The sequence below is a fragment of the Halorhabdus rudnickae genome (assembly GCF_900880625.1).
GTDB classification, from domain to species: domain Archaea; phylum Halobacteriota; class Halobacteria; order Halobacteriales; family Haloarculaceae; genus Halorhabdus; species Halorhabdus rudnickae.
The window spans coordinates 245,546-271,319 of the sequence record NZ_CAAHFB010000006.1 but is presented as its reverse complement, the minus strand read 5'-3'; the positions used below and the strand labels follow the sequence as shown (position 1 = coordinate 271,319).

The window sequence follows — 25,774 nt, the reverse complement described above, 5'->3', positions numbered from 1 at the left end:
ACAGTCGGAAAATCAGACCAGCGCTCGCAGCGTCGACCAGAAGTCCGGCATGTCCTCGCCGTGCTCGACGCGGACCGGAACGAACCCGGCCTCGCGAGCACCTTCGACGTCGGCGTCGGTGTCTCCCACCATGACGTACTCCTCGGCGTCGATCGACTCGCGCGCACGATCGAACATCGCCGCGTCTGGTTTGTGTGCGCCGATGTCGTCGGAGACGATCACAGTCTCGAAGTGGTCCAGTAGTCCGTGGTGTTTCAGTTTCGCGCGCTGGAAATCGCCGACGCCGTCGGTCAGCACGCCCAGGGCGTTCTCTGCGCCGAGTGCCACAAGACTCTCACGGGCGTCCTCGCTCACAGTCGTTCGCTCACATTCGGCTCTGCGTAGCGCACCAACCAGTTCGTCCGGCTTGGCGTCGAGGCCCTCACTCTCACAGACCGCCTCCATTCCGGCCAGGTAAGGGTCCGGTTCGAGTGCGTCGAAGTGCTCGCCGAAGGTCGAGAGGAACCGCTCGCTCGCGGCGGCCGGATCGGCGACAGTCCCGCGCAGAACGTCCGCGACGATCTCCTCGTAGGGTTCCTCGAACGTGAGCAGGGTTCCATCGAGATCGAAGAAGATTGCCGTCGACATTCAAGCGTTCCCGTTGGGATCGATCGGGCGGCCGTCCTCGGTCGGCGGCGCGACGTGATCGATGTACGATTCCACGTCGGGTTCCGCAACGCGGACGCTGACGTGGATCTCGCCGAGTTCGTCGGGTTCGCCCACCGAGAACGTCACCACGCTCTCGAAGGCGGCCTGTTTTTTCAGCGTGAAGGTGAAGCGGTCTCCCTGACGAGTGTCGAAGAAAACACCCCTGGCCGTATCGAGGATCTCCCGGCGATGCAGCAGTTCCGAGAAGTGTTCGAGGTCGTGGGTCTCGGCGTGGAGTTCGCCCGGCCGGTGTTCGACCTCGGCGTTCGGGAAGATATTCGTGATCGCGTCGGCGACCCGGTCGGTCACTTCGGTATCGTAAACCGGGGCCGTGATCTCGACGTCGACACTGTAGACGCCGCTCATGAGTTCTCCCTCGCGAGTTCGACCCGCTCGTCCGCAAGCAGTGTCGACGGGCCGTCAGTCAGCAGCGTCTCGACGCGCTCCTGGAAGTCCGTGAGGGTATCGACGTTCTCGATGGTCACGTCGGCCATGTCCATCGCCTCGCCCATGCCGAAGCCGAGTTCGCGCTCGTCGCGCGCTTCGAGACTCTCGCCGCCCTCCGAGACCGCGGCGTCGCGCCCCCGGAGGTCGAGTCGCTCAGCCCGCGTCTCGAAGGGAGCCTCGACGCTCACCAGCAGGAAGTCCGCGCCGAAGGCTTCCTGAAAACACTCGACCTCCACGTCCGAACGGATCCCGTCGACGACGACGTGTTCGCTCGTTTCGAGTCCATCCTCGATGTGGGAGAGCGAGGCTTCGGCGATCGCGGCCGGGCCGTTCTCGTCCCGCAACGCTCTGGCTACCTCCCCGTGGTGGGTCGACGGGTCGAGTCCGCGGTCCCGACACGCCTGCCGGATCACGTCACCCATCGTGACCACCGGCACGTCCAGTTCGCGGGCCACTGCGGCGGCCTCGCTCTTGCCGCTGCCGGGCAGACCCACGATTCCGTAGACAGTCATTGGCGAGGATTGGCCGACGGCAGCCATAAGAACTGTGACTCCCGATTCCCGGACGCTCGTCCCCGAACTGTGGCAAACGCGGGTCCCCCCAGTCGTGAGGTCCATCCCCGACGAATATCATTTTACATCCGTCCAGATTTCTTCGATACTGTCGCCTGTTATCAAACATTCAAAGCGAGAAACTCGTACTTAGATTGTTTGAGAGATGGTATCACGATGTTTGTGGATTGTTACCAAATCATAATAAACGATTATTAGGGACTAGCCCTATCGTCCGAATATGGCGACAAGCCAGCAACCCGAGCCGGGGTATCACACGTGCAGTTGTGGTGAGTCCTTCGAGACGACGGAGGACCTCATCGAGCACGCACAGGACGCCCACGGCCTCAGTGTATTCTGAGGGGCGCTGGCGGTTCGATCCTGCGGAATCGAAAGACGAGCAGCGAGTCGTCTCCCGGGTGGCAGTCGCGATTCACGACGGGATTCTATCGCACGGAGGTGACCGCCGAGCCAATCGAGCGAACGGCCGAGCGCACCCGAGACGTCATCGAGGGACTCCCGGACGCTGACGCGCCCGAACTGGTGGCGCGGATCGCCCCGTCGACGCTGGAAACGACGTGTTCACCGTCAGCGAAGTCAGAGGGACACGCCGACGCGGGGGACCAGTCTCAAAAGTCCGAGAGCGTCGCTTGCAGACCGGCGACCATCTCGGACTTCCGGCGGAGCGCCCCCAGTGAGACCGGGAGTTGCTCGGTAACGTTCGTCACCGCGTCCCGGAAGGTTTCGGCGACACCGTACCGGCCCGCAATGTCGTCGGCCAGTCCGCCGGGGTCGTCGAAGGCGTTCCGGACGCCCTCCCGGACCTGCCAGACGCCGACCGGCGCCCAGTAGTCGTCCGTGACCTCCCGCAACACGAGACACTTTGCCTGCCGACCCAGGTCAGTGAGGTGTTCGAGCACGCCCACTCGTGAGGCATAGTAGGCCCCGGCAGTCTCCTTGACGTAGCTCGATCGCCCCTCGTAGCCCTCGTGAGCACTGGCGAGATAGTGGCTCTCGCCGACCGGATTCCAGACGCTCTCGGGGGCTTTCATCTCGACGAGTTCGAACTCCCAGTCGCCGGGTGTGAGGACGATCCAGTATCTGTTGCCCATGTACTCGTTGTACCAGACCTGGGTCTCGTCGATGGTGGGTGCGTTGCGGATCTGGCCTCGGAGGTACTGGCCAACGGTGTCGTCGACGGCAGTGATCGACCACCGCGTCGGGACGAGCCGCCGATTGGCGCCCTGTCCGAGCGCACCCGCCGAGAGGATATTGTTCACGTCGTAGACGTCGAAGCCCTTCCGGTAGAGGTAGGTCATCGCCCCCTCGGCCCGCCAGTCGTCGTCTTCGAGGGTCTTCTCGACGGCGCGGGGGACGTGGGGATTCTCCGCGAGATCGGCCGACTCGGCCCGGGCACGGGGGCCGGTGGGCGTGCTGATGTCGTCGACGCTGAGATCGACATCCGGCGTCGAATCGAGGCCGACCTCGACGTCGACTGGGCGATCGGCGATCGCCACCTCGCGCTGGGTGCCGACGAACCCGTCCCAGACGTCCTCGACGTCGACCTTCGCCGAGCGCTGGGAGTTGAGCAGCCCCGTCCGGCGCTGGAGGACGTCCTCGATCCCGAGTCCGTTCGCGTACCAGTCGCCGCTCGTCGCGAAGTCCGTCGGATCGTGATCGTCGGTGACCGGCGAAAGCACGCCGGAGTTGACCTGCGGGTAGCCCGAGCGCCCCACGAAAATCTCCGGGGCGGTCGAGCCAAAGAGGGCGTCACCCGACAGCGTCTCCTCCAGTTGGCGCTCGACGTCTTCGAGGTGGTCGGTGATCGCGTAGGACTTCTCCTTTGCGAGGCGGCGCTTCTCGGCGGCCTCGTCCCGTTCGAAGCCCTCGATGTAGTCGTCGAGGCGCATCTGTCGGTCCCTACACGGGAGAGCAGTATGAATGTACGGACCGCGAGTCGAGACGCCGTCACGGCCCCCTCCCGGTGCCCACAGCCAAGCCCCAACTACCCCATGCGGGGCTCTCTTGATATGGGGCGGTGGTGCAGAACTGTTCTCACAGGGAGATGGTTGGGCTGGCGACATCGGTTCCTCGATGGTGAGTAGCGAGTGCAGCCTCCAATCGCAGACAAAGAGCGATGAAGACGTGTGCTTTGACGCGTATTCGGCCTCGGACCCGCGGGCTCCCGAGGCCGAGATCCTTGCAGACGCCAATCGTTGTTTCAACCCGTGAGCGTTCTGTACACGTTTCGTCAAGCTGGCGTTGCCAGAGACGAACGGTATCGCTGTGTTCTTTGATTCGTTCTTCGACGCGGTATTCTATGTTAGTAGGATTGTCTGTATTCCGTGGGTTGTACGGCGATATCGGCACGACTGACTGCTCCAGCAGCCAGTCGTGCCACCCCAGCATATCGAACTCGGAATCTCCGAGGAACCAGCGTGGAGTGTCAACGGTGAGCGCGTGACGCGCATCGCCGTCTCCTCATCGACCTTCTTCGCCGGAGTGAACGCTGCTGCGACCGGAATGTTGTGTGCTGCGGTGACGACCCAGCAACCGTAGCCGTAGTAGTAGTCGTCTTCTGCGTGATCGTAGTTCCAGTCAGCGTCCTCGTCACGCTGATCAACCGGGATATCTGTCCCATCGATCCGGAAGAGATTGCTGAGCGGTACCTACTCGGCAAGCTCGTGGACTAACTCGATGAATACGTCTTCTGCGACGAGTTCGAAGTCAGTGATGAACCGTGAGAGTGTCCGCCGGGACGGCGGACTCTCGAAGCTACACTGTCGCCAGACATCCTCATTGTGGAGTTCCCGCGCCATCGGACGAGGGCCATAGATGTCGGGATAGAAGCAGTGAAGGACGCCTTTCAGGAGTTCTGGTGGCTCGTGAACCCGTGTTCGCCCCCCGGATCGGGGGTGAACACGGGATAGTCGGTAAGAACCGACAGATCAAGCTGTACGAACAGTGCCGTTGTCTCGGTGTCCAGTGTTTTGAAGACCTGTTCGACCGTAGCGTTATCTGGTAGGACGGAGCTGGTCGTAGACACATCAGATTCGTCCTACCGCTTCCTTGTGAGGTCTTCTGCACCACCGCCCAACGTATAAGCAATCGCTGTTATGTGGTTGTTCCCTTAGCTAAGGCGGATGGTACTGTCGCAGGTTCCACACGATGCCGTGGGTTGGGATCGGCATGCTCGCGTTCTGACTCATCATCTCATTGACGATCGGCTACTTGCGGTTGTTGAAGGCCGACCTCCACAGTGTCGTCGAGTCGAGTACGGGAACGTCCCCTACCGTCGTCGATATCTGTCAATACTGATTTTCTCTCACAGCCGGGCTACCGTCCCTTCGGTGCCCGTCTCGCGATCCAGTTCCCGGAGGATCAAGTCGACGATGTCGGGCACCTTTTTGGCAACGGCCTTGCTCAACTCGACGGACATCTCGATGCGTGCGGGTTCGACACCGATCACCAGGATCTCCCCAGGCAAATCATAGGCTTTGCGGCCGGCTGAGAGCCCTTCAGCGAAAGAGATGTCGTGCATCGAAACCGGCGGGGATTCCCCGTCGAAGCTCCCGTCTTTGAACTCGTAGCGGTAGATCGATCCGGGCTCGCCGTCGGCGCTGATGGCGTCAACGACGATCCCCCGCTCGCAGCCGCTCATCGCTTCCAGAGCGAGCAGGCCAGTCGTGCCAGCGTCATACAGCCGGACTCCCTCTGTCCGTTCGTCGGAGCGGTCCTGTAGTGCGTGGATCACCTGCTCGCCGACGCCGTCATCACCCATGATCGCGTTACCGACGCCGATGACCGCCACGTCCGTCTCCTCGTCGAGCGTCGTCATCGTTCGTCCGTAATTTCGTCGTTACGGTCGTTCGTCGTGTTCGATCCCGCGGACCCAACCACCGAATCGGCGTTGTCACACGTGTTGGTCGTCCCCTCGCCGACGGCCCCTGGCGTGGCTGGTTCGAGAGTCGTCTCGTACTCGCCGGCCGGCGTCTGGAGGTGAACCGAACAGGCCAAGCACGGATCCATCGACCGGATCGTCCGCATTACGTCGAGGGGCGTCTCCACATCTGTAATCTCCATGCCGACCAGCGCCGTTTCGAGCGGACCCGGCGTATCGTCGCCGTCGCGGGGACCCATGTTCCACAGCGTTGGCGTGATGATCTGGTACTGATTGATCTGTCCGTTTCGGATATCGGCCCAGTGTGAGAGTGCGCCCCGAGAAGCTTCGAACAGACTGACGCCCTTCCCGTCAAAGTCGTCGTCCCACTCTGCCGTGAACGGCTTTCCAGGCTCGATCGCATCAAGCAGTTTCAGGACATTGTCTCGAACGATCAGGATCTCCTGAGTGCGGGCAATGAGGCGATTGAGCGTGCTACTCGCCGCGCTCCCCCCACCCAACTCCGCCCGCAAGTCGAAGGGATCGAGATCCGAGACCACGAGCCGTGCCAGGGGACCGACTTCCATGGTCTGGCCCTCGTAGCGCGGTGCCTTTCCCCACGAATACGCGCCGTCTTTCTCGGGAGCGGGCTCGGGAGGCTTGGCCTCTGCAGGATGGCCAGCCGAGTCAGCGGTGTACCAAGAGTAGGCTGTACTCTCGGTGATCCCGTCGAGGATCTCCGCTTTGGTCTTTGGTTCGACCGACCCATCGCGGTAGATCCCGCGTTCGAAGAGGAATTCCTCGCTTTCGGGGAGGCGGAACACGCCGTTAGAGTAGTACCGACCGGGACCCACGCCGTACTCTGCGGCACCTGCCTCGGCGGCAGTGTACAACATCCCGACGAGATCGTGGAGTCCGGAACCGAGCGACGGATCGAACTCCCCGTTTCGGACGTTCTCGATCACCGCAGGGACAGCATCGGTCGGGCCGATCCACTCGCTTACCGTTCCAACGTAATCTTTGATCGACTGAATGGTCGAGGCGTCGGGATCGGCGGACATCCCGCCAGGCACGTACGTCAGCGAATTCGGAACGCGACCGCCGAACTCGGTAAAGGCCTTCATCAGCGTGCGCTGGTGGTCCATCGCCTCCATATAGCCGTCACCTTCTATGGGGTCAAGGCGCGTCAGGCCGGTCTCTGCGACGGCATCGCTGTAGTCCGGCCCGGCCAGCGCATAGAGGTGGATCGTGTGATTCCACAGGTAGAATATCCCCTCCATCGCGTCCCGAAGCAGTACTGCGTTCCGCGGGACGCCGTCGAAGACGCCGGCCGCCATCGCGGCGTCCTCGACCGCCCGCGAAGAGGTTAGTCTGTGACAGGTGAAACAGACACCACAGACCTTCCCCGTGAGATCCGGGACAGCTGACGGCGGGCGTTCGAGCGTGACCAATTCGACGCCCCGGAACATCTCCATGTGGCTCTTTGCGTCCTGTACCACACCGTCCTCCACGTCGAGCGTCGTGGCGTGATGTCCCTCGATACGCGTCGTCGGATCGATCGTTATCTCTGGCATATGAGATCACCTCGTTTCGCCGTCGCCGTTCAGACAGGCGTTAGTCCCGCCGTTCGGTGGCTGCTCTCTGCCGTCGCGGTAGGTGGCGGAATTGGCACGGCCGTCCTCCTGTACAGGACCTTCATCGTGGGCTTTCTCGGCCGACCTGGGGCGGTGGAAGTGCCCACGTCCCGAGCGGCCGTGGCGACCGGACGAACCACCGCGATCGGAATGTCTTCGTCGCGAGCAGCCGTCCTGGCTGGGCGACTCGTAGAACGTCACCGGCCGGTTGTACTCATCGAGTTCCGGCGGGTTCCCATTGAGAAGCATCGTCAACGTCAACAGAATGGTGTCGGGTTTCGGCGGACACCCCTGGAGGTTCACGACCGGCAATCCGGCCCCGGAAGTAAACGCCGGATCGAGGACCCCATCCCGATTGCGGCCCTGAAACTGAAGGCCGTGGGCACCCGTGACGTTGTCACCCCTGTCGTACCTTTTCCGCCCGTGACCAGCCGCTAGCCATCCGCCAAAGGCGGCGCAGTTGCCGACGGCAACCACGTACTCGGCCCGTGGGGCCAATCTTTCGACCCAGTCGAGAATGGGTTTACTGTGGCCATCATCAGTGTGACCGACGGTAGCAGCCTGGGGCATGCCGGCGGGAACTGCCCCCTCCATGATTAGCACGTCCGGTTCTTTGCTCATTGCGTCGAGAGCGCTCTCGCCCGTCTCGGTCATGAGCGTGGGATGAAACGTCACCGCCAGCCGGAACTCGCTGAGTACGTCCTCCAGGGCCGGGTGCTGACCCTGAAGCATCGAGATGGTACACCCGGTGCAGGACTGCCCCTGCAGCCAGACCACCTCAACGTCACCCCCTGTCACTTGCCGGATGGCGGCTTCGACTTCCCCGACATGTTTGGAAATGAGTGTTCCGGCCGAAGCCCCTCCGGCGAGTTCCAGGAAGCCCCGGCGTGTCGTCGACTCACTAGTCACGTCATCTTGCGTTTCAGGGTTCGTATTCGACATATATTCCCCATTCCTTTTGGTTTGTCTTTACAACCAATATGGTTTTTCATAGTGAATGGCGCCCCATCTTCCGGAGTGGGTTGTCGATCAAGGAACGCTGCCGCTGTGAATCGCCTCGGGGTCAGTGATTCGAGAGACTCCCTCTCTCGTAATCTGCTCGCGGCCCACAGCGCCGCGAACTCGAAGCCATGAACCCGTTACCCCACCCGCTCGCAGCTTAATCTATCGGTGGTTTGTCAGAATGTCCTTTGAGAGGTCTGAAGCCGCCGTTAACCGGCGGCAAACAAGGCTTGACTCTGATAGGTTATTGACTCAGGATTGGCCACCCTTCGGCGTCCAATCGGCTGTCGTCTCTTGCTCCCAGAAGTCACTTTCCGGGGCGAGTTCCTCGACCCAGGTGTCTTTCTCACGGGCGAGCATTGTGACCCGGGAGTCGGCCGAGTCCTTCAGCACGTCGTGGTCGGGCAGGTACTCGCCGACCGCCTCGGTGAACTCGATCACGTCCTCGTGGTCGGGCATCGCTGACCGGTCAAGACGACCCCGCGAGTGGCCGACGTGCATGTAGGCCTTCAATTCGTAGAAATCGACATCCGCGCGGGCGGCCATCCCGGCGTACCACGCCGGCCGATGCATGTTGTAACCGTCGATCAGCGTTGTCCGCAAAACTGTCCGAGTATCCTCTTTCTCGGCGAGGACATCGAGTGTCTCGATGAGGCGATCCCAGGCATCCTCGTCGACTGCTTTGACGACGTCGTCGAACGTTTGTCGGTCAGCAGCGTCGACGGAGACGTACAGCTGTGTCGGTTCACATTCCGCCAGCATCTCGGGATCGGTACCGTTCGAGACCAGAAAGGTCGTAATCGACCGATCGTGGAAGGCCTCGATGAGTTCGGGCAGGTGAGGGTACAGCGTCGGCTCGCCGTCCAGCGAGATGGCGACGTGACGGGGTTCCATCGCCTCCTCGAAGCGCTCGCGTGGGACCGCGTCGTTGCCGCCGTATCCCGAGAGGAGCTTGCGCTGGAGGGCGATTGAGGCGTCGACGACCGCCTCGGGGTCGTCCCACTCGACATCGTCGAGTTCGTAGGTGTGGCCGGCGTGATCGCGCCAGCAGAAGACACAGCGCTCGTTACACCGGACGACGGGCGTCATCTGGATGCAGCGATGGGAACGAATGCCGTAGAATGCGTACTTATAGCAACGCCCCTCTCCCTGGAGGGCGTTGTCGGTCCACCCGCAGGTCTGGGCGGCGGTGTGGCCCTCGCTGTGGTAGTCAGGATCGGTGACCTGGCGGGCGTCTTCAGTCATCGACGGTTCGTACCCTGTCGAGGGTCAAAAGCGTGCGGAAAGCGACACTGCGGATCGACATGGCGTCCCGTTGGAGGGGCGCTACCGGAGTTCCTCGACGAGCGTATCGACTGCTTCATCGACAATATCGCGCTCCAGGCGGCCCTGCCAGAAGTCGATGTCCGCGTGATCGATCGATTGCACTCCCCACGGAACGGTCCGGCTCGTTTCTGGAGTTCCCCCGCGAATCCAGCTTTCCTCGGGGACCTCGATGAGTCCGTCCAACCACGATTTCGTCGTTAACGTCACTGCAATGTACTGCTCGCCGTGGAACGGACGACCTTCGTGATTGGAGAGGACCAGCCACGGTCGTGCGGCTTTCTCACCTTTGAATGGGTCGTCGCCGAACACCACGTCGCCCGTTCGAAGATCGAGGTGGCTTCCTCGTCGGTCACTGTTCGTTCTCCGTGTTCGGATGCGGTTCCCTCGGCGCGTGTTCGCGCCAGGCTTCTTTCTCTTCTGCACCAAACTGCTCGTTGAACAGGGCCGTCGCTCGCTCGTAGCCACCGTACCCGTCAAGTCGATCAGCGTCGTCTGTCACCGCCCAGTACGTCGCCTTGTGTTCGACGAGGTCGCGATGCTTCAGGCGCGACAGTGCGGTACTGACAGCACCGTCGTCTATTCCAGTCCGGGAGGCGATCTCGCTCGCCTCGAACGCACGGTCCTCGTGGGCCACGAGGAATCCGAGGACCTGGTCCGGAACGGATAGTTCCTTGAGTTCGTCCTCGCGTGTGTTCTCGAAGGTCTCCCGGTCGATAGACATGGATGAGACGATGTCAGCCACTGTAAAGAGTGTTAGGAATGAAATTAATGAAAATAATGTGAATAGGAGCCATCACGGAGGGATGGCGCTGTATTGCAGAGCATTTCGAGAATATGGTGTCGTCGTCATCGCGGGCACGCTCGAAGGCGGCCTGGACGTTTTCCAGCGGTTCGGTGAAGTCGGCCTCGTCGGCGAGACCGATCATTACGACCGTCCCGCCGCGGCGGGTGGAGGCCTCACCACAGATCGAGGGCGTTCGTCTCGCCATCTCGTAATCCCTATGGTCGCCGGTGGAATATCGTGGGTATGTTCCTGACACTCCGCGACGAGGTCGAGACCGCGCTCTCGAGGGCGCTTGCGGCGCTCGATCTGCCGACCGACGATCTGGGGATCGAACGCCCCCCGGAGGACGTCCCGGCAGTCTTGGCCTCGAGTGCTCCCTATCGACTCGCCGATGTGGCTGGCGCGCCGCCACCGGAGATCGCTGCCAATCTCGCCAGTGAGATCGATCCCGACGAGTACGAGTACGTGGGGAGTGTCGAGACCCAGGGGCCGTACGTCAACTTCCTCCCGAGCGACCGTTACTTCGAAGCGACACTGACGGCCGCCCAGGCTGACGACTACGGCACGCTCGAAGCCACAGGGGAGTCGGTCGTCGTCGAACACACCAGCGCCAACCCGACCGGACCGGTCCACGTCGGCCGAGCGCGCAACCCCATCGTCGGCGACGCGCTGGCCCGAGTTCTTGCCTACGCCGGTAACGACGTCGACGTTCACTACTACGTCAACGACGCTGGCCGCCAGATCGCGGTTTTCACCTGGGCCTACGAAACCTTCACAGAGGCGGCCCTCCCCGAACCGGAACGCGACGCTCCGGAATACAAAATGGTCCGGTACTACCGGAAGGCCAACGAGTACCTCGAGGCGGCGGACGAGCCTGAACGCGAGGCCGCCGAAGACGAGATCCAGGCGATCCTCCAGGGCCTGGAGGCGGGTGAGGAAGAGACCTACGAGCGCGTGAGCGAGGTCGTCGATACCGTTCTGGGCGGGATGTGCGACACTCTCGGACGATTGCCAGCCGAGTTCGACGAGTTCGTCAAGGAGACGCGGTTCATGCGCGACGGGTCGACCGACGATGTGGTCGATCGCCTGCAGGAACTTGAGGCGGCCGTCTTCGAGGAGGATGCCTGGCAACTCGACCTGCCGGACTTCGAGAAGAACCTCGTCTTCCTCCGGTCGGACGGCACGTCCCTATACACCACGCGGGATCTCGCTCACCACGAATGGAAGTTCGAGCACTACGACCGCGCAGTGACGGTGCTGGGTGAGGACCACAAACTCCAGGCCGATCAGCTCTCGGCGACGCTGGAGCTGCTTGGCCATGACACCGACCGGCTCCAGCAGGTCTTTTACTCGTGGGTCAATCTGCCCGAGGGCGGCATGAGCACTCGGGAGGGGACGGGCGTCGACCTCGACGACCTGCTCGACGAAGCCATCGATCGCGCACGCCAAGAGGTCGAGGACCGCCTGGAGGGCCGCCAGCGGAGCGACGATCTCGATTCTGCGGACGTCGAGCGCATCGCCCATCAGGTCGGGATCGGGGCCGTCCGGTACGACGTGGTGGCCAAACAGCCGACGAAAGGCATCACCTTCGAGTGGGACCGCGCGCTGGACTTCGAGGCACAGTCCGCGCCGTACGTCCAGTACGTCCACGCTCGTTGCTGTGGGATCATCGAGGAGGGGAATGCAGCTGGCTACGAGGTGCCCGAGAGCGTGAGCGCGGAGACGCTCACCACCGACGAGGAACGCGACTTGCTCCGGGAAATCGCACGATTTCCGGGTGTGATCGAGCAGGCAGCCGACGAACTTCGTCCGCACGTAGTCGCGACGTACACCCGCGATATTGCCGAGGCGTTCAACGTCTTCTACCGGGAGTGTCCCGTCCTCGATGCCGACGACGAGACACGGGCAGCGAGATTGGCGCTGGTCGCTGCCGCCCAGACGACCGTCGCGAACGCGCTCGATGTGCTCGGCGTCGCTGCTCCTGAATCGATGTGAGTCGTCGCGCGCACTGAACACACCCGAAACGGCGTCGCGTATTGGAAAAGCGGGACCGGCACCGTCAGGGGTTGAGCGTCACCGACCGAAGACGCCGAAGACGCCACCCGATTCGTCATCATCGTCCGTGTCTTCCTCGGCCGCGTTCTCGCTTTCTTCCTCGCTGGGGAACCACTCGGTCTCCTCGTCAACGACGGTCTTGGCCGACTCGCCCTCGAGGATGCGAACGAGCGACGCCGCCAGCCGACGGTACGCTTCGGCGGCCGGACTGTCCGACGAATGCAACACGAGCGGTTCGTCCGACGTCGCCTCGGCATCTTCCGGGATCACGGCCAGGAGGTCGTGTTCGAGGTCGGAAGCGACGGCCTCGATGTCCTCGGGGCCGTTCGCCCGCGTCAGGACCGAGCCGATAACCGTGCCGTCGACGCGCTTTGCGAGCCCGGCGGTCTTGTTCGCGTCGCCGACGGCGACCTCGTCGGGCGTGGTCACCAACAGGACGCTGTCGGCCAGCCCCAGCGGGACGGTCGCCTCGTGACTCAGGCCGGCACCCGTATCGATTAACACCACGTCGTAGGCGTTGACCAGCGTCTTGACGACCTTCCGGAGTTTGGCCGGGTCGGCGTCGGCGAAGGCCTCGAGGCTCTGCTCGCCCGGCACGACCGTGAGTCCGCCTGGCCCCTCGGTGAGCGTGTCGCTGATCGCCGACTCCTCGGCGAGTACCTCATGGAGGCTGTTGTCGAACTCGACGCCGAGCATGGCTGCCATGTTCGCCATGCCGAGATCGGCGTCGACGGTCACGACGTCGTAGTCGGCCTCCTGTAAGGCCGCACCGACGTTGACGGCCGTCGTGGTCTTCCCAACCCCGCCCTTACCGCCCGCGATAGTGAAGACGTGTCCCGACATCCCTTGCCGTGCGAATACTCACATGGCTCCCATATAAAGGCGTTTGTCCGTCTTACTCCTGGGTGACGAGTCAGGAACCCCGCGGTCAAAGCATACTTATCCGTCATCCGGCTAGACAGACGTAATGAGTAGTCAGGAACAGGACGGAGAGCAGACCGACCGGCAAAAGTACGAGTTCCGGAAGGTCATCGAGGAGCTGGAGGACTACCGAGGGTCGGGGACCCAGCTCGTGACCATCTACATCCCGGATGACACCCTGATCAGCGAGGTGGTCGCCCACGTCACCCAGGAACACAGCGAGGCCAGCAACATCAAATCGAAGGAGACCCGGACGAACGTCCAGGACGCCCTCAAGTCCATCAAGGACCGACTCAGATACTACGACACCAGGCCGCCGGAGAACGGTCTGGTTCTCTTTTCGGGCGCGATCGACACTGGCGGCGGCCGCAGCGACATGATCACTCGCGTCCTGGAGAGTCCGCCCGACCCCATCCAGTCGTTTCGCTACCACTGCGACTCGGAATTTCTCACCGAACCTCTAGAGGGGATGCTGGCTGACAAGGGCCTGTTCGGGCTGGTCGTCCTCGATCGCCGGGAGGCCAACGTCGGCTGGCTCAAGGGCAAGCGCGTCGAACCCGTCAAATCCGCTTCCTCGCTCGTCCCGGGCAAGCAACGGAAAGGTGGCCAGTCCGCCCAGCGATTCGCCCGCCTGCGTCTGGAGGCGATCGACAACTTCTACCAGGAGGTCGCTGGCATGGCCAATGACCTGTTCGTCCCGGAGCGCCACGACCTCGACGGGATCCTCGTCGGCGGTCCCTCTCCGACCAAAGACGAGTTCTTAGACGGTGACTACCTCCACCACGAACTCCAGGACATGGTACTTGGGAAGTTCGATGTGTCCTATACCGACGAGTCAGGGCTGTACGATCTCGTCGACGCCGCCGAGGACGTCCTGGCCGAACACGAGATCCTCCAGGACAAGCAGGTCATGGAGGAGTTCTTCTCGGAACTCCACGACGGCGAGAAGGCGACCTACGGGTTCGACCAGACCCGCCAGAACCTCAACATGGGATCGGTTGAACAGCTCCTCATCAGTGAGGACCTCCGGAAGGACGTCGCCACCTACGACTGTTCGAACGGACACACGGAGTACGAACTGCTCGGTCGAAACGCTGAGGTTCCCGACATCGCCTGCGAGACCTGCGGAGAGGACATGGCTCTCGATGAACGCGAGGACGCCATCGAACACCTCATGGAACTGGCCGGCCAGCGTGGGACCGAGACCGTGTTCGTCTCGACGGACTTCGAGAAGGGCGAACAGCTGTTGACGGCCTTTGGCGGTATTGCGGGTATCCTGCGGTACTCGACTGGCGTGTGACCCCTCTCGGTGCGTGTCGGTAACCGGATGAGTGATCGCCCGAAAGGGGGCCAGATCGCCGGAATTCCGGCGATCGGCTGTCGAAACGCCAGTGGGAAATGGTTGGGGGATACACCGGACGTGTCCGGGCGTTCGATGATCAGCAGTGGCAAGGCCACTGCATACGTATGGTATACTGCCACACACTTGAGTTTGGTACCCAACTAGTTCGGTATCCCACACTCCCGCGGCGGGCGGCCCATTTCTTCGGGTATTGCTTGCTGTTCTCAGCGTAGTTGTTCGAGCTGTCGGCGTCGCCCTTCGAGGTCGATCGGCGTCTGGACGCCGTCGGCGACTGCCAGCCGGTCGACGACCAACAGCGGGTCGACGCCCGCCCGTTCGACCTCGGAGAGCAGCATCGAGATCTCCTGGCGATGGATCGCTAGCGACGAAAGCAAGCCCAGCGCGAGTGCCATCGGGATCGCTGCCTCCGCCTGGGCCGGGAAGGCGTCGTCGATGGCCCGGAAATCGGGGAGGTCCGCGGGTGGCTTCCCGACCGGGATGAGGTGGAGACATTGGGGACAGATCGCTACGCCCGGCTCGTCGCCGGGCAGGTACTCCCGCTGATCGGCCGGAACTCGGAAGGCGAGTAGTTCCGCACCGCAGTCCGGACAGTCCATGTCCGATCTGGATCGTCCGTGTACAAAAACTCCCGTGCAGTCGAAACGGGAACGACCGACGCTACGGCGGAACGTCGGGTGACAACGGGACATTTTCAGGACGGTCAGTGGGCCTGGCAGCCTCATCAGTCACCGTCCGTTGGCGAGTTTCGCACACGCGTCACACAAACGATTTGACGGGACCCGTAGAACACAGTGGCATGCCCGGCCCCGTTTTCCAGTCCGGCGACCGCGTCGACCTCCACGTTGTCGCCGAAACCGATCTCGAAGCGTTCACACGCGCCCGAACGGATCCCGACGTTCGACTACCACTCGGTATCGATTCTCCCGGAAACAGCGACACGGTCGAGGAGTTCTACGAGGAGTCGGTATCTGACGACGACAGCTACTGGTTTACCGCTGGCGTGGACGGCGACCTCGTCGGTGCCGTCTCTGTTCCCGAGGTGGAGCGAACGCCCGGCGTGGCTGACCTCTCTTATTGGATCTTGCCGGAACACCGGCGCGAGGGGTACGGCCGTGAGGCGGTCTCGCTCCTCCTCGAGTACGGGTTCGAGGAACTCAGACTCCATCGCGTCCAGGCGGACAGCTACGCGACCAACAGCGCCTCACGAGGACTGCTGGAATCGCTCGGCTTCACCGAAGAAGGACGGATGCGCGACGCCGCCTTCCGGGATGGGAGACACGTCGACATCGTACGGTACGGATTGCTTGCGACCGAGTGGAGGGACGCCTGATGCCGGGTCCAGCGTTCCGTCTGGGGGACACCGTCGCCCTGCACCCGTGGGAGGACGAGGATGTCGACTTTTATCACGAAAACCGCAACAGCGCGGCGGTCCGCCGTCCGCTCACCGACGTCAACCCGCGGACTCGCCACCAGGTGACCGAACACTTCGAAGAGGAAGTCTACGACGGCGACGGCGACGACGATGACATGGACTTTCTCGTCTGTACGGGATCACCCGAGGCGTTGCGGACCGGTGATACCGACGCGGTGACCCGCGTCGGTCAGGTCGCCATCTCGTGGGTCAACCGCCCCCACGATGTCGGGATGCTCATGTACTGGGCCGCCCCGTCCCAGCAGGGCAACGGGTACATTTCCGAGGCGACGCGGCTGTTGCTCGATCACGCCTTCGGCGAGCGTCGCCTCCACAAGGTGTGGGCGATGGTCGTCGAACCCAACAGGGCCTCCCAGGCCGTTCTCGAGAAACTCGGCTTCCAGCAAGAGGGCCACTACCGCGAGGAAACGTTCTACGAAGGCGAGTACGTCGACGCCCGTCGGTACGCCGTCCTCGCCGAGGAGTGGCTGGACGGGCGCTGACGAGACGGTCAATGCCTCCCTCGACGGTTGTAAGCGATGATCGAGGCCCGCGGGCAGTCCTACGCGGTGGCGAGTTCGCCGCTCCCGACATATTGAAATATCGGGCACTGAAACCGGCAATTCGGTCCTCTCATGGTCGAAGCGTCCAGAACTGTCCTGAAGTACTATTTCTATCGAGCGACGAGCGGCCCGGGATTCACCTATCCGATCTACACGCTATTCCTGCTGTTGAACGGGCTCACTTTCACCGAGATCGGAATCATCGCGACGGTCCAGTCTCTGGTCGTGGTCGGCGGAGAGATTCCGACAGGCTGGATCGGCGACCGGATCGGCCGGCGCAACAGCCTCGCGATCGCGGCCGTGTTGTTCCTGATCTCCAACGCGGGCTACCTCGTGGCGACGGACCTCTGGGGATTTCTGTTCGTCTTCGGCACGCTATCCTTTGGTCACACGTTCGTCTCGGGGAGCGCAAGCGCCTGGCTGTACGACACCCTTGAGGAACACGACATCACCGACGAGTTTACGCGTATCAGCGGCCGTGCCGGAGCGGTCAGCAAAACCGTTCGGGCGGTCACCATGATCGTCGGCGGCCTCCTGTACGTCGTCGACCCGCTTTATCCGTTCTACGCGGCTGTCGCGTTCAGTCTGGTGAACGTCGCGTTCGTCTTCGTGCTTCCGAAAAACGCCGCCTACGCGGCCGATCGCGAGAGTGACGATGAGGACGGATCGCTCCCTCTACTCGAGGCCCTGCCGACCATCCGAGACCGGATCACGTCGCGGGAACTCCGGTGGTTCGTCGTCTACATGGCGCTGTTTTCCGGTGCGGTATTGACCGCTGATATGTACATTCAACCAGTCGTCCGTGATACGCTGGAGCAGACCTACGGCGCGGTCCTTTCGAGCCAGGGGATCCCGGAAGCTGCGACGCTCGGATTCCTCTATGCATCGTTCATGATCGTCTCGGCTATCGGGAGCGACTACGCCGCCGAGGTCGAGTCCGTCCTGGGGATCAAGCGTGCGATGTACCTCCTCCCGCTGGGGATCGCCCTCTTCTATCTCGCCCCGCTGGTTGTCCCCGTCGCCGTCTTCCCCATGTTTTTCGCAATGAAAGCTTCGAACAGCCTCATCTTCCCGATTTCGAGTCGATATATCAACGATCAGATCGCCTCGGTCGGCCGGGCGACCGTCATCTCCGCCATCGCGATGGTCCGTGCCGTCGCGGGCGTCCCGTTCCGCGTCGGGAGCGGAGTGTTTGCGGATCTATTTTCGCCCGTCGCCGCCGTCGCTGTGCTGGGAATCGTCTTCGTCGTCTGTGCCCTCCCGCTGTTCGCGCTCGCGCCGCCGATCCGTGACGACGACGTTCCTGCAGACGGTGTCGGATCGGCGTCACCGTCCGAACCGCCGGACTGACGACAGTGTTACAGCGAGGGAAAGGGAACTGCCCAATGAGCACAAAAACGATCTGCCGGACGTCTCAGGCGGAACCGGTCGCCTCGTCGGCTTCCCGCTCGGCCTTCTCGGCGGCCTCCTTGTTGGCCTTGATCTTCTTCATCCGGAAGATCTCTTCGCGTTCCTGCTCTTCGAGTTTCTGTTCGATGTACTCCTTGTTCTCGTTGAGTTGGGGGAGCAACGTAAATTCAAGCGCATTGACTCGTCGCTTGGTCGTTTCGATCTCCTCAAGCATTTCTTTCATCGCGGTCTCGACTTCTGCGGCGAGAATGATCTGCTCTAAGAGTTCCTCGTAAGCTTCGGCGACTTCGTCGATCCGGGCGCTCGTCCCGAGAACGCCGTACCCTCGCTCGTCGAGACTCTTGCGGACCTTCGTCGACTCGATCTGTGGGACGACCACGCCCATGATGTTCTTCGACTGGGTGGTGATCTCAGGATGTTCTTTCAGTGCTGCCGCCGCGCCACGGACAGCTACGTCCCCCTCCATCGCCCGCGCCATGTCGATCCGGTCTTGGGCGCGGTCGTAGGTATCCTCTAGGTCCGCCCGGACATCCTGGGCCTGATCGAGGATGTCCATGAACTCCATGATGAGGCCGTCTCGTTTCTTCTCTAAGGTGTCGTGGCCCCGCTCGGAGAGTTCGATCCGGTCCTCGATCTGCATGAGGTTCTTCCGGGTCGGTTTGACGTCCTGTGCCATTACCCGGGTCTATCCGATCCATCCAGTTAATCTTTTTCAGTCGGCGAGCCAGCGCCGGAGAAACCCGTTCCCGGCATCGATTGCCGGTCACAGTCAGTCCCGGCCGGCAGGATCGCCCGCGAGCGCGATCGGACAGTCAGCGACTATCGATCGCCGGTCACAGCCACAGCCCCTGCCGGCGGTCGATCCACGTGACGATCGCCGTGTGTGGGAGGGTCAACACGGCGATCCCGACGAGGTAGAGGCCGGTCGCCCCCGCGACAGTCGTTGCCGGCAACGCCACGAACAGGCCGCCGATCAACGCCAGGGCAGCGACCGTCGGCGGCGCGGCTTCCAGGGTGACCCGGCCGACAGCCCGTGGCCACCGTCCGTCCGCGAGTGCCGACCGGACGCGCCCGTCGAGCCAGCCGACCCGTCCGAGGTGACGGACCGAGTGCCACAGACAGAAGTAGACGCCGATCGCCAGGACCGGCTCGACGACGAGGAAGGCAACCCACAGCAGCGCGGTCTCGCTCGCATCGAGTCGCCAGGCCTGTTTTGCTCCGTCCCTTGCGAGCCGACGACCGCGCAACAGCGTTGTGACCGTTATCGTGCCGAAGACCATCGCCAACACGAGGCCAGCGCCGGGATCGAACAACGGCCACCCCCCGACTGTCCCGCCGAAGGGCGCGACGAACGTCTCGAGGACCGCCCGATACCGGTCCGGGAAGCCAATCAGCGGGACGAGCATCGGCAGGCCGCCGCGGACGACGATCGTCAGAACCTGCTGGATTCGATCGAGATAGGTTGCGCCGAATATGTCTCGGAGGACGTACAGTTCTCCCTGTCCCCAGTGGAACCAGGTCAACGCGATAAACAGGATTGCGGCCGGCAGCGGCGCGAGCCACCACAGCGCCAGGTACCCAACACCCAGGACCGCATAGAGGGCGCCGACGATGCCCAGTCCCCGCACCGTGACTCGGTCGTCCAGCGCCCGCGGCAGCGCCACGTAATCCAGCGCCCCGTGTGGCAGTCCGAACGCGCCGACGCTCGCGAGCAAGGGCAGATACCGGACGCGATCGGACAGGGGGGCGACGAGCGGATAGACAATCGCCAACCCCAACAGCGCCAGCCAGCCCGTCCACTGGACGAGGCTGGCCAGCCGACGCGGATCGTCAGTACGGTTGGCGGTCGAATCGGTGACCACGGGATCCACAACTCTCGGTTGGGGGTCGGTCGGCAGGAAGGTTTCGACGTCGCGACTGTCGATTGTGAACACGACGCGGCCGCGTTCAGTTGTCGGACTCGTCTTTCGTGTTGCTCCCCTCGCCGTCCGTTCGGCGATAGTAGTACTGCGAGCCGTAATAGATGAGTACGGCGACAATCCAGGTCGCTGCGATCGATGTCCGTACCGTGCCAATCGTGGCGAACTGGTAGCCACCGATCGAGACTAACAGCACGACGGTGGCGAGAAACCCGTTGCGCGCGCCGCGCATGACCGGATCGGCTTCGACCATTGAGGTGAGATCGGAGCGCAGTCACTTACTCCCTTGGATCGCCGGTTCAGTCGTCGGCCTCGGCGGCCTCGACCGTCGCGTCCGAACCCGCGCCGTAGTAGGTTTCGATGAATTCCTCGTCGATGCGGTTGAGTTCTTCCTCGGGCAGCATCGAGAGGAGGTCCCAGCCGATCGAGAGCGTCTCCTCGATCGTTCGATCGGTGTCGTAGCCCTGGTCGACGAACTCGCTCTCGAAGCGGTCGGCGAAGTCCAGGTACTTGTTGTCCCGTTCGCTGAGGGCCTCGCGACCGACGATGTTCACGAGGTCCCTGAGGTCTTCCCCCTCCGCGTAAGCGGCATAGAGCTGGTCGGAGACGTCGCCGTGATCCTCGCGGGTCAACCCTTCGCCGATTCCCTCGTCCATGAGCCGCGACAGCGAGGGCAGCACGTAGATCGGTGGCTGGGTCCCCTGGCTGTTGAGGTCCCGGTCGACGTAGATCTGGCCTTCCGTGATGTACCCCGTCAGGTCTGGGATCGGGTGCGTGTCATCGTCGCTGGGCATCGTCAGGATTGGGATCTGGGTGATCGACCCCTCAACGCCCTCGATCCGACCGGCCCGCTCGTACAGCCCTGCCAGGTCGGTGTACATGTACCCGGGGTAGCCCCGACGACCCGGGACCTCCTCGCGGGCGGCCCCGATCTCTCGCAGGGCCTCACAGTAGTTGGTCATGTCCGTCATGATCGTCAGGACGTGATACCCCTTCTCGAAGGCCAGGTATTCGGCGGTGGTCAGCGCCAGCCGCGGCGTGATCGTCCGCTCGACGGCCGGGTCGTCCGCAAGGTTCAGGAAGACGACCGAGCGTTCCAGGGCACCAGTCCGCTCGAAGTCGTCCATGAACTCGTTGGCCTCCTCGGCGGTGATCCCCATCGCCGCGAAGACGACGGCGAACTCGCTCTCCTCGCCCTCCTCTTGCTCTTCAGGCACTTCCGCCTGGCGGGCGATCTGGAGCGCGAGTTCGTTGTGGGGCAGCCCCGACGCCGAGAACAGCGGGAGCTTCTGGCCCCGGACCAGCGTGTTCATGCCGTCGATGGCAGAAATGCCGGTCTGGATGAACTCTCGTGGATACTCCCGGGAGACTGGATTGATCGCCTTCCCGACGATGTCCTGGCGTTCGTCGGGGACGATGTCCGGCCCGCCGTCGATCGGCCGACCAGTGCCATCGAGCACCCGTCCGAGCAGTTCCTCTGTGACGGGCATCTTCATCGTCTCACCGAGGAACCGGACCGAGCACTCCCGATCGATCCCCTGGGTACTCTCGAAGACCTGGACCGCGACGTGGTCGCTGGTCGACTCCAGCACCTGGCCGCGGCGGGTCTCGCCGTCGCCGGTCTCGATCTCGACGATCTCGTCGTACCCGACCGGCTCGTCCGTCTCGACGAACACCAGCGGACCGCTGATCTCGGTGATCGTCTGATACTCTTTCATTGGTACATCCCCCGTAGTTGCTCGGCGAGATCGTCCTCGATCTCCCCGATGAACTCCTCGTAGTCCTCGGTCGTCCCGATCCGGTTGAGTCTCGGTGCAGCCTCGACGTCGGTAATCTCATCAACCGGCACGCCGGCATCCAGCGCGTCGAAGGCCTCGTCGTTGAACGTCTTGATCGCTTCCATCATCCGGTAGGTCTTCTCGGGCCCACAGTAGGTGTCGACGTCGTGGAGGGCGTTTTGCTGGAGGTAAGCCTCCCGGATGTACCGGGCGACCTCAAGGGTTAGCTGCTGGTCGGCCGGCAACGCGTCCTGGCCGACCAGTTGGACGATCTCTTGGAGTTCGCTCTCCTCGTCTAACGTGTCGATGACCCACTGGCGGATCGTCGGCCAGTCGTCGGCGACCTCGGCCTGGAACCACGGGTCAAGCTGGTCGCGGTACAGCGAGTAGGACTCGTCCCAGTTGATCGCCGGGAAGTGCCGACGCTCGGCGAGGTCGGCGTCCAGCGCCCAGAACGTTTTGACGATCCGCAGGGTGTTCTGCGTGACGGGCTCCGAGAAGTCACCGCCAGGCGGTGACACTGCGCCGACTACTGTGACTGACCCCTCGGTGCCGTTGTGGTTCTGGTAGTAGCCAGCCCGCTCGTAGAACTCGCTCAGACGCGCGCCGAGATACGCGGGATACCCCTCCTCGCCGGGCATCTCCTCCAGTCGCGAGGAGATCTCGCGCAGGGCCTCGGCCCACCGAGAGGTCGAATCGGCCATCAGCGCAACGTCGTAGCCCATGTCACGGTAGTACTCGGCGATCGTGATGCCGGTGTAGACCGACGACTCACGCGCCGCGACGGGCATGTTCGACGTGTTGGCGATGAGGCTCGTCCGGGACATGAGGGGTTTGCCGGTCTTTGGATCCTCCAGCTCGGGGAAGTCCTCGATGACTTCCGTCATCTCGTTGCCCCGTTCGCCACAGCCGACGTAGACGACGATGTCCGCGTCGGCCCACTTCGCGAGCTGGTGCTGGGTCACCGTCTTTCCGGAGCCAAAGGGTCCCGGAATTGCGGCCGTCCCGCCTTTCGCGACCGGGAACAGGCCGTCGAGGATCCGTTGGCCGGTCACCAGCGGATCCGTCGGCGTCTCCTTGTCACCGGCGGGCCGGGCCTGACGGACCGGCCACTCCTGGTGCATGGTGATCTCTTCGCCCGTGTCGAGTTCGACCACCGTCTCGTCGACCGTGAAGTTACCCGTCTCCGTCCCGACGACCTCGCCGCCCTCGAAGTCGGGCGGCACCATCACTTTGTGTTCGATACTCTCGGTCTCGGGAACGGTCCCGACGATGTCGCCCGGGACAACTTCGTCGCCTTCCTCGACGGTGGGCGTGAACTCCCAGGTCTTCTCGACGTCGATCCCGGGGGCGTCGACCCCGCGATCCAGGAACGCCGAGTCCATCTTGTCTTCGAGGCCTTCGAGGGGACGCTGGACGCCGTCGTAGATGTTGTCCAGGATCCCCGGGCCGAGGTCGACGCTGAGTGGTGCACCTGTACTCTCGACGGGACCGCCCGGCGCGACGCCTGAGGTCTCCTCGTAGACCTGGATCGTCGTCAGGTCGCCCTCGATCTCGATGATCTCGCCCATCAGGCCCTCTTCGCCGACGTAGACCACGTCGTTCATCCGGGCCTGCAGGCCCGTCGCCGTGACGACGGGACCGCTCACGCTCTCGATGACGCCGTCTTCACGGACGTCTGTACTCGTTGCTTGACTCATAATTACTCTTCCTCCATCAGGTCGATGCCGATGGCGCGTTTGATCTGCTCGCGTAGCCCGCCGCTGCCGGCGCCGCCACCCAGTGTCACCAAGACGGGATCGACGCTCGTCTCGACGCGCTCGCGGACCTCACGCGAGAGGTGGTCGAGGTCCGGCTCGTGCATGACGACGATTCCGACGTCGTCGTCCTCGAGCAACTCAGTCACAGCCTCGTCCATCTCGACTTGATCCGGATCGGCCGAGACGTTGGCGAACTTTCGAACGCCGGCCAGCCGAAACCCGGTCGTGAAGTCCCCACTGCCGATAACCGCAATCTCCTTGCTCATAGCATCACCAGGTCCCGTTCGATCTCATCCGGTTCGAGGCCGCTCTCGCGGCCGCGAGCGATTGCGCGAATGTTGTCGATCTCACGTTCCTTCGCCAGAATGTACGACAGGACGGCCGTGATCGACACGGGATACCGGTAGGACAGCGTATCGGCATATTCGAGCAGCGCCGCGTCCAGTGCGTGTTCGAAGCCGATCAGGTCCTCGGCCGTCTCTAGTTCCTCGAGGGCAGCCTCGAGATTCTCACCGTACTCGCTCTCCCGGACGTGTTCGACGAGCTGGTCCTTGTCGCCGGCCAGTCGTCGGACTTCCTCGGCATCGAAGAGATTACCGCCCTCGATGTAGTACTCCGAGGGGTCGATGTCGGCACCACTGCGTGCGATCCGTAGCGCGTTCCGGAGGTTTCGGAAGTCGATCTCCGCCCGGAGGAACTCCAGATACAGCTGGGTCGCCCGGTCGGCGGACTGCTCTTCGGGCACCCCCTCGATCAGGTTCTCGTAGAACGTCCGGTCGACCGCGTTCTCGAGAGGGACGAGCAACTCCTCGGCCTCGAAGTCATCGAAGGCACCGAGCAGCGGCTCGTAGAAGATCGTCCCTTCAAGCCCCTCGATGACGCCATCGATCGACTCGGCGGCCGCCAGCCGATCCAGCGTTCCCTCGGTGAGTTCACCAGCCTGGATCAGGTCGGACTCGATGGCTTCGGCGTCGGCACCCGAGTAGATCCCGCGTAGTACCGTCTTGACGTTCCAGGCGTCGAACCGTCGGAGGTACCGGGCGATATTTTCGTATAGCTCGCCTTCGGCCCACCGGAGCATGTCCTCGAAGTGCTTTGCCATGTTCCGAGTGAGAGCGTACTCGATCAGGTCGACGCCCGAGTAGCGGGCACCGAGTGCATTCATCTCCCGTTCGTACTCGGTCTCCTCCATGAACCGGGCGATCTCGCCGGGTCCCATCCGGACTAACTTGCGGTAGTCGTCTTCATCGAACAGCGCGGCCCGACGGGCCCGGACTCGCGCGACTACGTACTCGTAGTTGCTTGAATCGTCCGTGCTGGTGATACTCGGACTCATTGCTCGCGTTCGTTTTCGGCCTCGTCGAACAGGTGATCACTGATCTCGCGAACCTCGTCCTCCCAGACGTCTTCGACGAGCGCATCGAAGGTATTGTTCACACGGACCCGTGAAGACGAACTCTCGACGACGACACCGCCGAGACAGTCTCGCTGTCCCGCAAGCGACGCGTCGTACTCTTCGAGGATCGTTTCGAGTAACGCCTCGTCCTCGGGTCGACAGTACACGTCAACGTTGCTGCTGTCGAGCTCTTCGAGGGCCGCATCCAACAACTCGCGTGTGAGTGTCTCCCGGCGATCGTCCTCGAGGGTCGCGAGACGCTCTTCGACACGTTCTCGAACCGATTCGAGCGCGGTTCGTCGCGCTTTCAGGCGCTCCTGTTTGGCCTGGAGGGTCGCGCTGGAGAGGCGCTGTTCGCGCTCCTGTTCGATCTGGCGCTGTACCTCCTGCTCACGCTCGTCGCGGATCTCCTCGGCGTCGCTTTCGGCGTCGCCAAGGATCTCTTCGGCCTCCTCCTCGGCCTCAGCGCGGATTTCTTCCGCGCGCGTGCGTGCTTCCTCTCGGATGTCTTCGACGACCGTTTCGAGGCTCATACCTGAGAGAACCTCGCTTATAGCGTCAAGAAGACGACGACCAGTGCAAGGATGACCAACGTTTCCGGAATGACCGTCATGATGAGGCCGCGACCGAACAGGCTTTCGTCCTCGGCCATGGCACCGACCGCCGCGGAACCGATACCGCGCTCTGCATACCCTGCACCGAACGCCGCCAGGCCGACTGCTATGGCAGCGCCGGCAAGCGGGGGAATTGCGTATGCTGGTTCCGTCTGGAGTACAACGTTGGTAAGGGCTTGTAGTACACTCATGGTTGCGTGGGTTGTCTGAACAGTAATAGCTTCACCCTACGATGTTCATAAAACTTCCCAAACCCACCGACCTCTCGGATTT

General features: G+C 62.8%; 26 protein-coding genes and 2 pseudogenes. 5 read left to right on the top strand and 23 right to left on the bottom strand.

What is annotated here, in order from left to right; genetic code table 11:
- Nucleotides 1-12: 12 nt before the first annotated feature.
- The 12 genes and pseudogenes from BN2694_RS16320 to BN2694_RS17855 all read right to left on the bottom strand — a co-directional run bounded on the left by BN2694_RS16320 (nucleotide 13) and on the right by BN2694_RS17855 (nucleotide 10,453).
- Entirely contained in the window at nucleotides 13-627 is a 615-nt protein-coding gene (locus BN2694_RS16320) for an HAD family hydrolase (RefSeq protein ID WP_135667548.1), read from the bottom strand.
- Nucleotides 628-1,053 (bottom strand): RNA-binding domain-containing protein, encoded by a 426-nt coding sequence (locus tag BN2694_RS16315; protein ID WP_135667545.1) that lies wholly within the window; start codon nucleotides 1,051-1,053, stop codon nucleotides 628-630.
- The gene (locus tag BN2694_RS16310; protein WP_135667543.1) at nucleotides 1,050-1,646 is read right to left on the bottom strand and encodes an AAA family ATPase; all 597 of its coding nucleotides are present in this window, start codon (nucleotides 1,644-1,646) and stop codon (nucleotides 1,050-1,052) included. The genes BN2694_RS16315 and BN2694_RS16310 overlap by 4 nt, the downstream gene beginning before the upstream one ends.
- A gap of 668 nt (nucleotides 1,647-2,314) precedes the next feature.
- Nucleotides 2,315-3,595, bottom strand: coding sequence for a DNA repair protein NreA (gene nreA / locus BN2694_RS16305; protein ID WP_135667541.1), 1,281 nt, complete (start codon nucleotides 3,593-3,595; stop codon nucleotides 2,315-2,317).
- A 145-nt stretch (nucleotides 3,596-3,740) separates the two neighbouring features.
- Nucleotides 3,741-4,731 (bottom strand): annotated as a pseudogene (locus BN2694_RS16300) (transposase).
- 279 nt (nucleotides 4,732-5,010) lie between these two features.
- Nucleotides 5,011-5,523, bottom strand: a complete 513-nt coding sequence (locus BN2694_RS16295) for a hydrogenase maturation protease (RefSeq protein ID WP_135667539.1) — start codon at nucleotides 5,521-5,523, stop codon at nucleotides 5,011-5,013.
- Complete coding sequence (locus tag BN2694_RS16290; protein ID WP_135667537.1) at nucleotides 5,520-7,139, bottom strand: nickel-dependent hydrogenase large subunit; 1,620 nt, start codon at nucleotides 7,137-7,139, stop codon at nucleotides 5,520-5,522. The genes BN2694_RS16295 and BN2694_RS16290 overlap by 4 nt, the downstream gene beginning before the upstream one ends.
- Before the next feature lie 6 nt (nucleotides 7,140-7,145).
- Complete coding sequence (locus BN2694_RS16285; RefSeq protein ID WP_135667535.1) at nucleotides 7,146-8,141, bottom strand: NADH-quinone oxidoreductase subunit B family protein; 996 nt, start codon at nucleotides 8,139-8,141, stop codon at nucleotides 7,146-7,148.
- 312 nt (nucleotides 8,142-8,453) lie between these two features.
- The gene (gene twy1, locus BN2694_RS16280; RefSeq protein ID WP_135667533.1) at nucleotides 8,454-9,446 is read right to left on the bottom strand and encodes a 4-demethylwyosine synthase TYW1; all 993 of its coding nucleotides are present in this window, start codon (nucleotides 9,444-9,446) and stop codon (nucleotides 8,454-8,456) included.
- A gap of 81 nt (nucleotides 9,447-9,527) precedes the next feature.
- Nucleotides 9,528-9,880: pseudogene (locus BN2694_RS16275) on the bottom strand (type II toxin-antitoxin system PemK/MazF family toxin).
- Nucleotides 9,877-10,248 carry a MarR family transcriptional regulator gene (locus BN2694_RS16270; protein ID WP_135667529.1) on the bottom strand — a complete coding sequence of 124 codons (372 nt, stop codon included), beginning with the start codon at nucleotides 10,246-10,248 and terminating at the stop codon, nucleotides 9,877-9,879. Before BN2694_RS16270 ends, BN2694_RS16275 begins: the two are co-directional and overlap by 4 nt.
- A gap of 13 nt (nucleotides 10,249-10,261) precedes the next feature.
- Complete coding sequence (locus tag BN2694_RS17855; RefSeq protein ID WP_244605487.1) at nucleotides 10,262-10,453, bottom strand: hypothetical protein; 192 nt, start codon at nucleotides 10,451-10,453, stop codon at nucleotides 10,262-10,264.
- Between the two features lie 101 nt (nucleotides 10,454-10,554).
- Between BN2694_RS17855 and argS the strand changes: the two genes are divergently transcribed.
- Nucleotides 10,555-12,306 carry an arginine--tRNA ligase gene (argS, locus tag BN2694_RS16260; RefSeq protein ID WP_135667526.1) on the top strand — a complete coding sequence of 584 codons (1,752 nt, stop codon included), beginning with the start codon at nucleotides 10,555-10,557 and terminating at the stop codon, nucleotides 12,304-12,306.
- 78 nt (nucleotides 12,307-12,384) lie between these two features.
- On the opposite strand, the gene BN2694_RS16255 is transcribed toward argS, so the two are convergent.
- Nucleotides 12,385-13,209 (bottom strand): MinD/ParA family ATP-binding protein, encoded by an 825-nt coding sequence (locus BN2694_RS16255; RefSeq protein ID WP_135667524.1) that lies wholly within the window; start codon nucleotides 13,207-13,209, stop codon nucleotides 12,385-12,387.
- Between the two features lie 124 nt (nucleotides 13,210-13,333).
- Between BN2694_RS16255 and prf1 the strand changes: the two genes are divergently transcribed.
- Nucleotides 13,334-14,587, top strand: a complete 1,254-nt coding sequence (gene prf1, locus BN2694_RS16250; RefSeq protein ID WP_135667521.1) for a peptide chain release factor aRF-1 — start codon at nucleotides 13,334-13,336, stop codon at nucleotides 14,585-14,587.
- A gap of 266 nt (nucleotides 14,588-14,853) precedes the next feature.
- On the opposite strand, the gene BN2694_RS16245 is transcribed toward prf1, so the two are convergent.
- On the bottom strand, nucleotides 14,854-15,246 hold the full coding sequence (locus tag BN2694_RS16245; RefSeq protein ID WP_135667518.1) for a DUF6276 family protein: 393 nt from the start codon (nucleotides 15,244-15,246) through the stop codon (nucleotides 14,854-14,856).
- Between the two features lie 200 nt (nucleotides 15,247-15,446).
- Here BN2694_RS16245 and BN2694_RS16240 point away from each other — a divergent pair, with 200 nt between their 5' ends.
- The 3 genes from BN2694_RS16240 (at nucleotide 15,447) to BN2694_RS16230 (ending at nucleotide 17,974) form a co-directional block, all read left to right on the top strand.
- Nucleotides 15,447-15,980, top strand: coding sequence for a GNAT family N-acetyltransferase (locus tag BN2694_RS16240; RefSeq protein ID WP_135667516.1), 534 nt, complete (start codon nucleotides 15,447-15,449; stop codon nucleotides 15,978-15,980).
- Nucleotides 15,980-16,564, top strand: a complete 585-nt coding sequence (locus tag BN2694_RS16235; protein WP_135667513.1) for a GNAT family N-acetyltransferase — start codon at nucleotides 15,980-15,982, stop codon at nucleotides 16,562-16,564. Before BN2694_RS16240 ends, BN2694_RS16235 begins: the two co-directional genes overlap by 1 nt.
- A 132-nt stretch (nucleotides 16,565-16,696) precedes the next feature.
- The gene (locus BN2694_RS16230; protein WP_135667511.1) at nucleotides 16,697-17,974 is read left to right on the top strand and encodes an MFS transporter; all 1,278 of its coding nucleotides are present in this window, start codon (nucleotides 16,697-16,699) and stop codon (nucleotides 17,972-17,974) included.
- A gap of 64 nt (nucleotides 17,975-18,038) precedes the next feature.
- On the opposite strand, the gene BN2694_RS16225 is transcribed toward BN2694_RS16230, so the two are convergent.
- The 9 genes from BN2694_RS16225 to BN2694_RS16185 form a co-directional block, all read right to left on the bottom strand.
- A complete protein-coding gene (locus BN2694_RS16225; RefSeq protein WP_135667506.1) occupies nucleotides 18,039-18,710 on the bottom strand; it encodes a V-type ATP synthase subunit D in 672 nt (223 codons plus the stop codon).
- Nucleotides 18,711-18,867: 157 nt separating this feature from the next.
- Complete coding sequence (locus tag BN2694_RS16220; protein ID WP_135667504.1) at nucleotides 18,868-19,905, bottom strand: Brp/Blh family beta-carotene 15,15'-dioxygenase; 1,038 nt, start codon at nucleotides 19,903-19,905, stop codon at nucleotides 18,868-18,870.
- Nucleotides 19,906-19,981: 76 nt separating this feature from the next.
- Nucleotides 19,982-20,206 (bottom strand): hypothetical protein, encoded by a 225-nt coding sequence (locus tag BN2694_RS16215; RefSeq protein ID WP_135667502.1) that lies wholly within the window; start codon nucleotides 20,204-20,206, stop codon nucleotides 19,982-19,984.
- Between the two features lie 46 nt (nucleotides 20,207-20,252).
- Complete coding sequence (locus tag BN2694_RS16210) at nucleotides 20,253-21,671, bottom strand: V-type ATP synthase subunit B (RefSeq protein ID WP_135667499.1); 1,419 nt, start codon at nucleotides 21,669-21,671, stop codon at nucleotides 20,253-20,255.
- Nucleotides 21,668-23,431, bottom strand: a complete 1,764-nt coding sequence (locus BN2694_RS16205; RefSeq protein ID WP_135667497.1) for an ATP synthase subunit A — start codon at nucleotides 23,429-23,431, stop codon at nucleotides 21,668-21,670. Before BN2694_RS16205 ends, BN2694_RS16210 begins: the two co-directional genes overlap by 4 nt.
- A 2-nt stretch (nucleotides 23,432-23,433) precedes the next feature.
- Complete coding sequence (locus tag BN2694_RS16200) at nucleotides 23,434-23,757, bottom strand: V-type ATP synthase subunit F (RefSeq protein WP_135667495.1); 324 nt, start codon at nucleotides 23,755-23,757, stop codon at nucleotides 23,434-23,436.
- The gene (locus BN2694_RS16195; RefSeq protein ID WP_135667493.1) at nucleotides 23,754-24,827 is read right to left on the bottom strand and encodes a V-type ATP synthase subunit C; all 1,074 of its coding nucleotides are present in this window, start codon (nucleotides 24,825-24,827) and stop codon (nucleotides 23,754-23,756) included. The genes BN2694_RS16200 and BN2694_RS16195 overlap by 4 nt, the downstream gene beginning before the upstream one ends.
- Nucleotides 24,824-25,420 carry a V-type ATP synthase subunit E gene (locus tag BN2694_RS16190; RefSeq protein WP_135667491.1) on the bottom strand — a complete coding sequence of 199 codons (597 nt, stop codon included), beginning with the start codon at nucleotides 25,418-25,420 and terminating at the stop codon, nucleotides 24,824-24,826. Before BN2694_RS16190 ends, BN2694_RS16195 begins: the two co-directional genes overlap by 4 nt.
- Nucleotides 25,421-25,437: 17 nt before the next feature.
- Nucleotides 25,438-25,692, bottom strand: a complete 255-nt coding sequence (locus BN2694_RS16185) for a hypothetical protein (RefSeq protein ID WP_135667489.1) — start codon at nucleotides 25,690-25,692, stop codon at nucleotides 25,438-25,440.
- Between the last annotated feature and the right edge of the window lie 82 nt (nucleotides 25,693-25,774).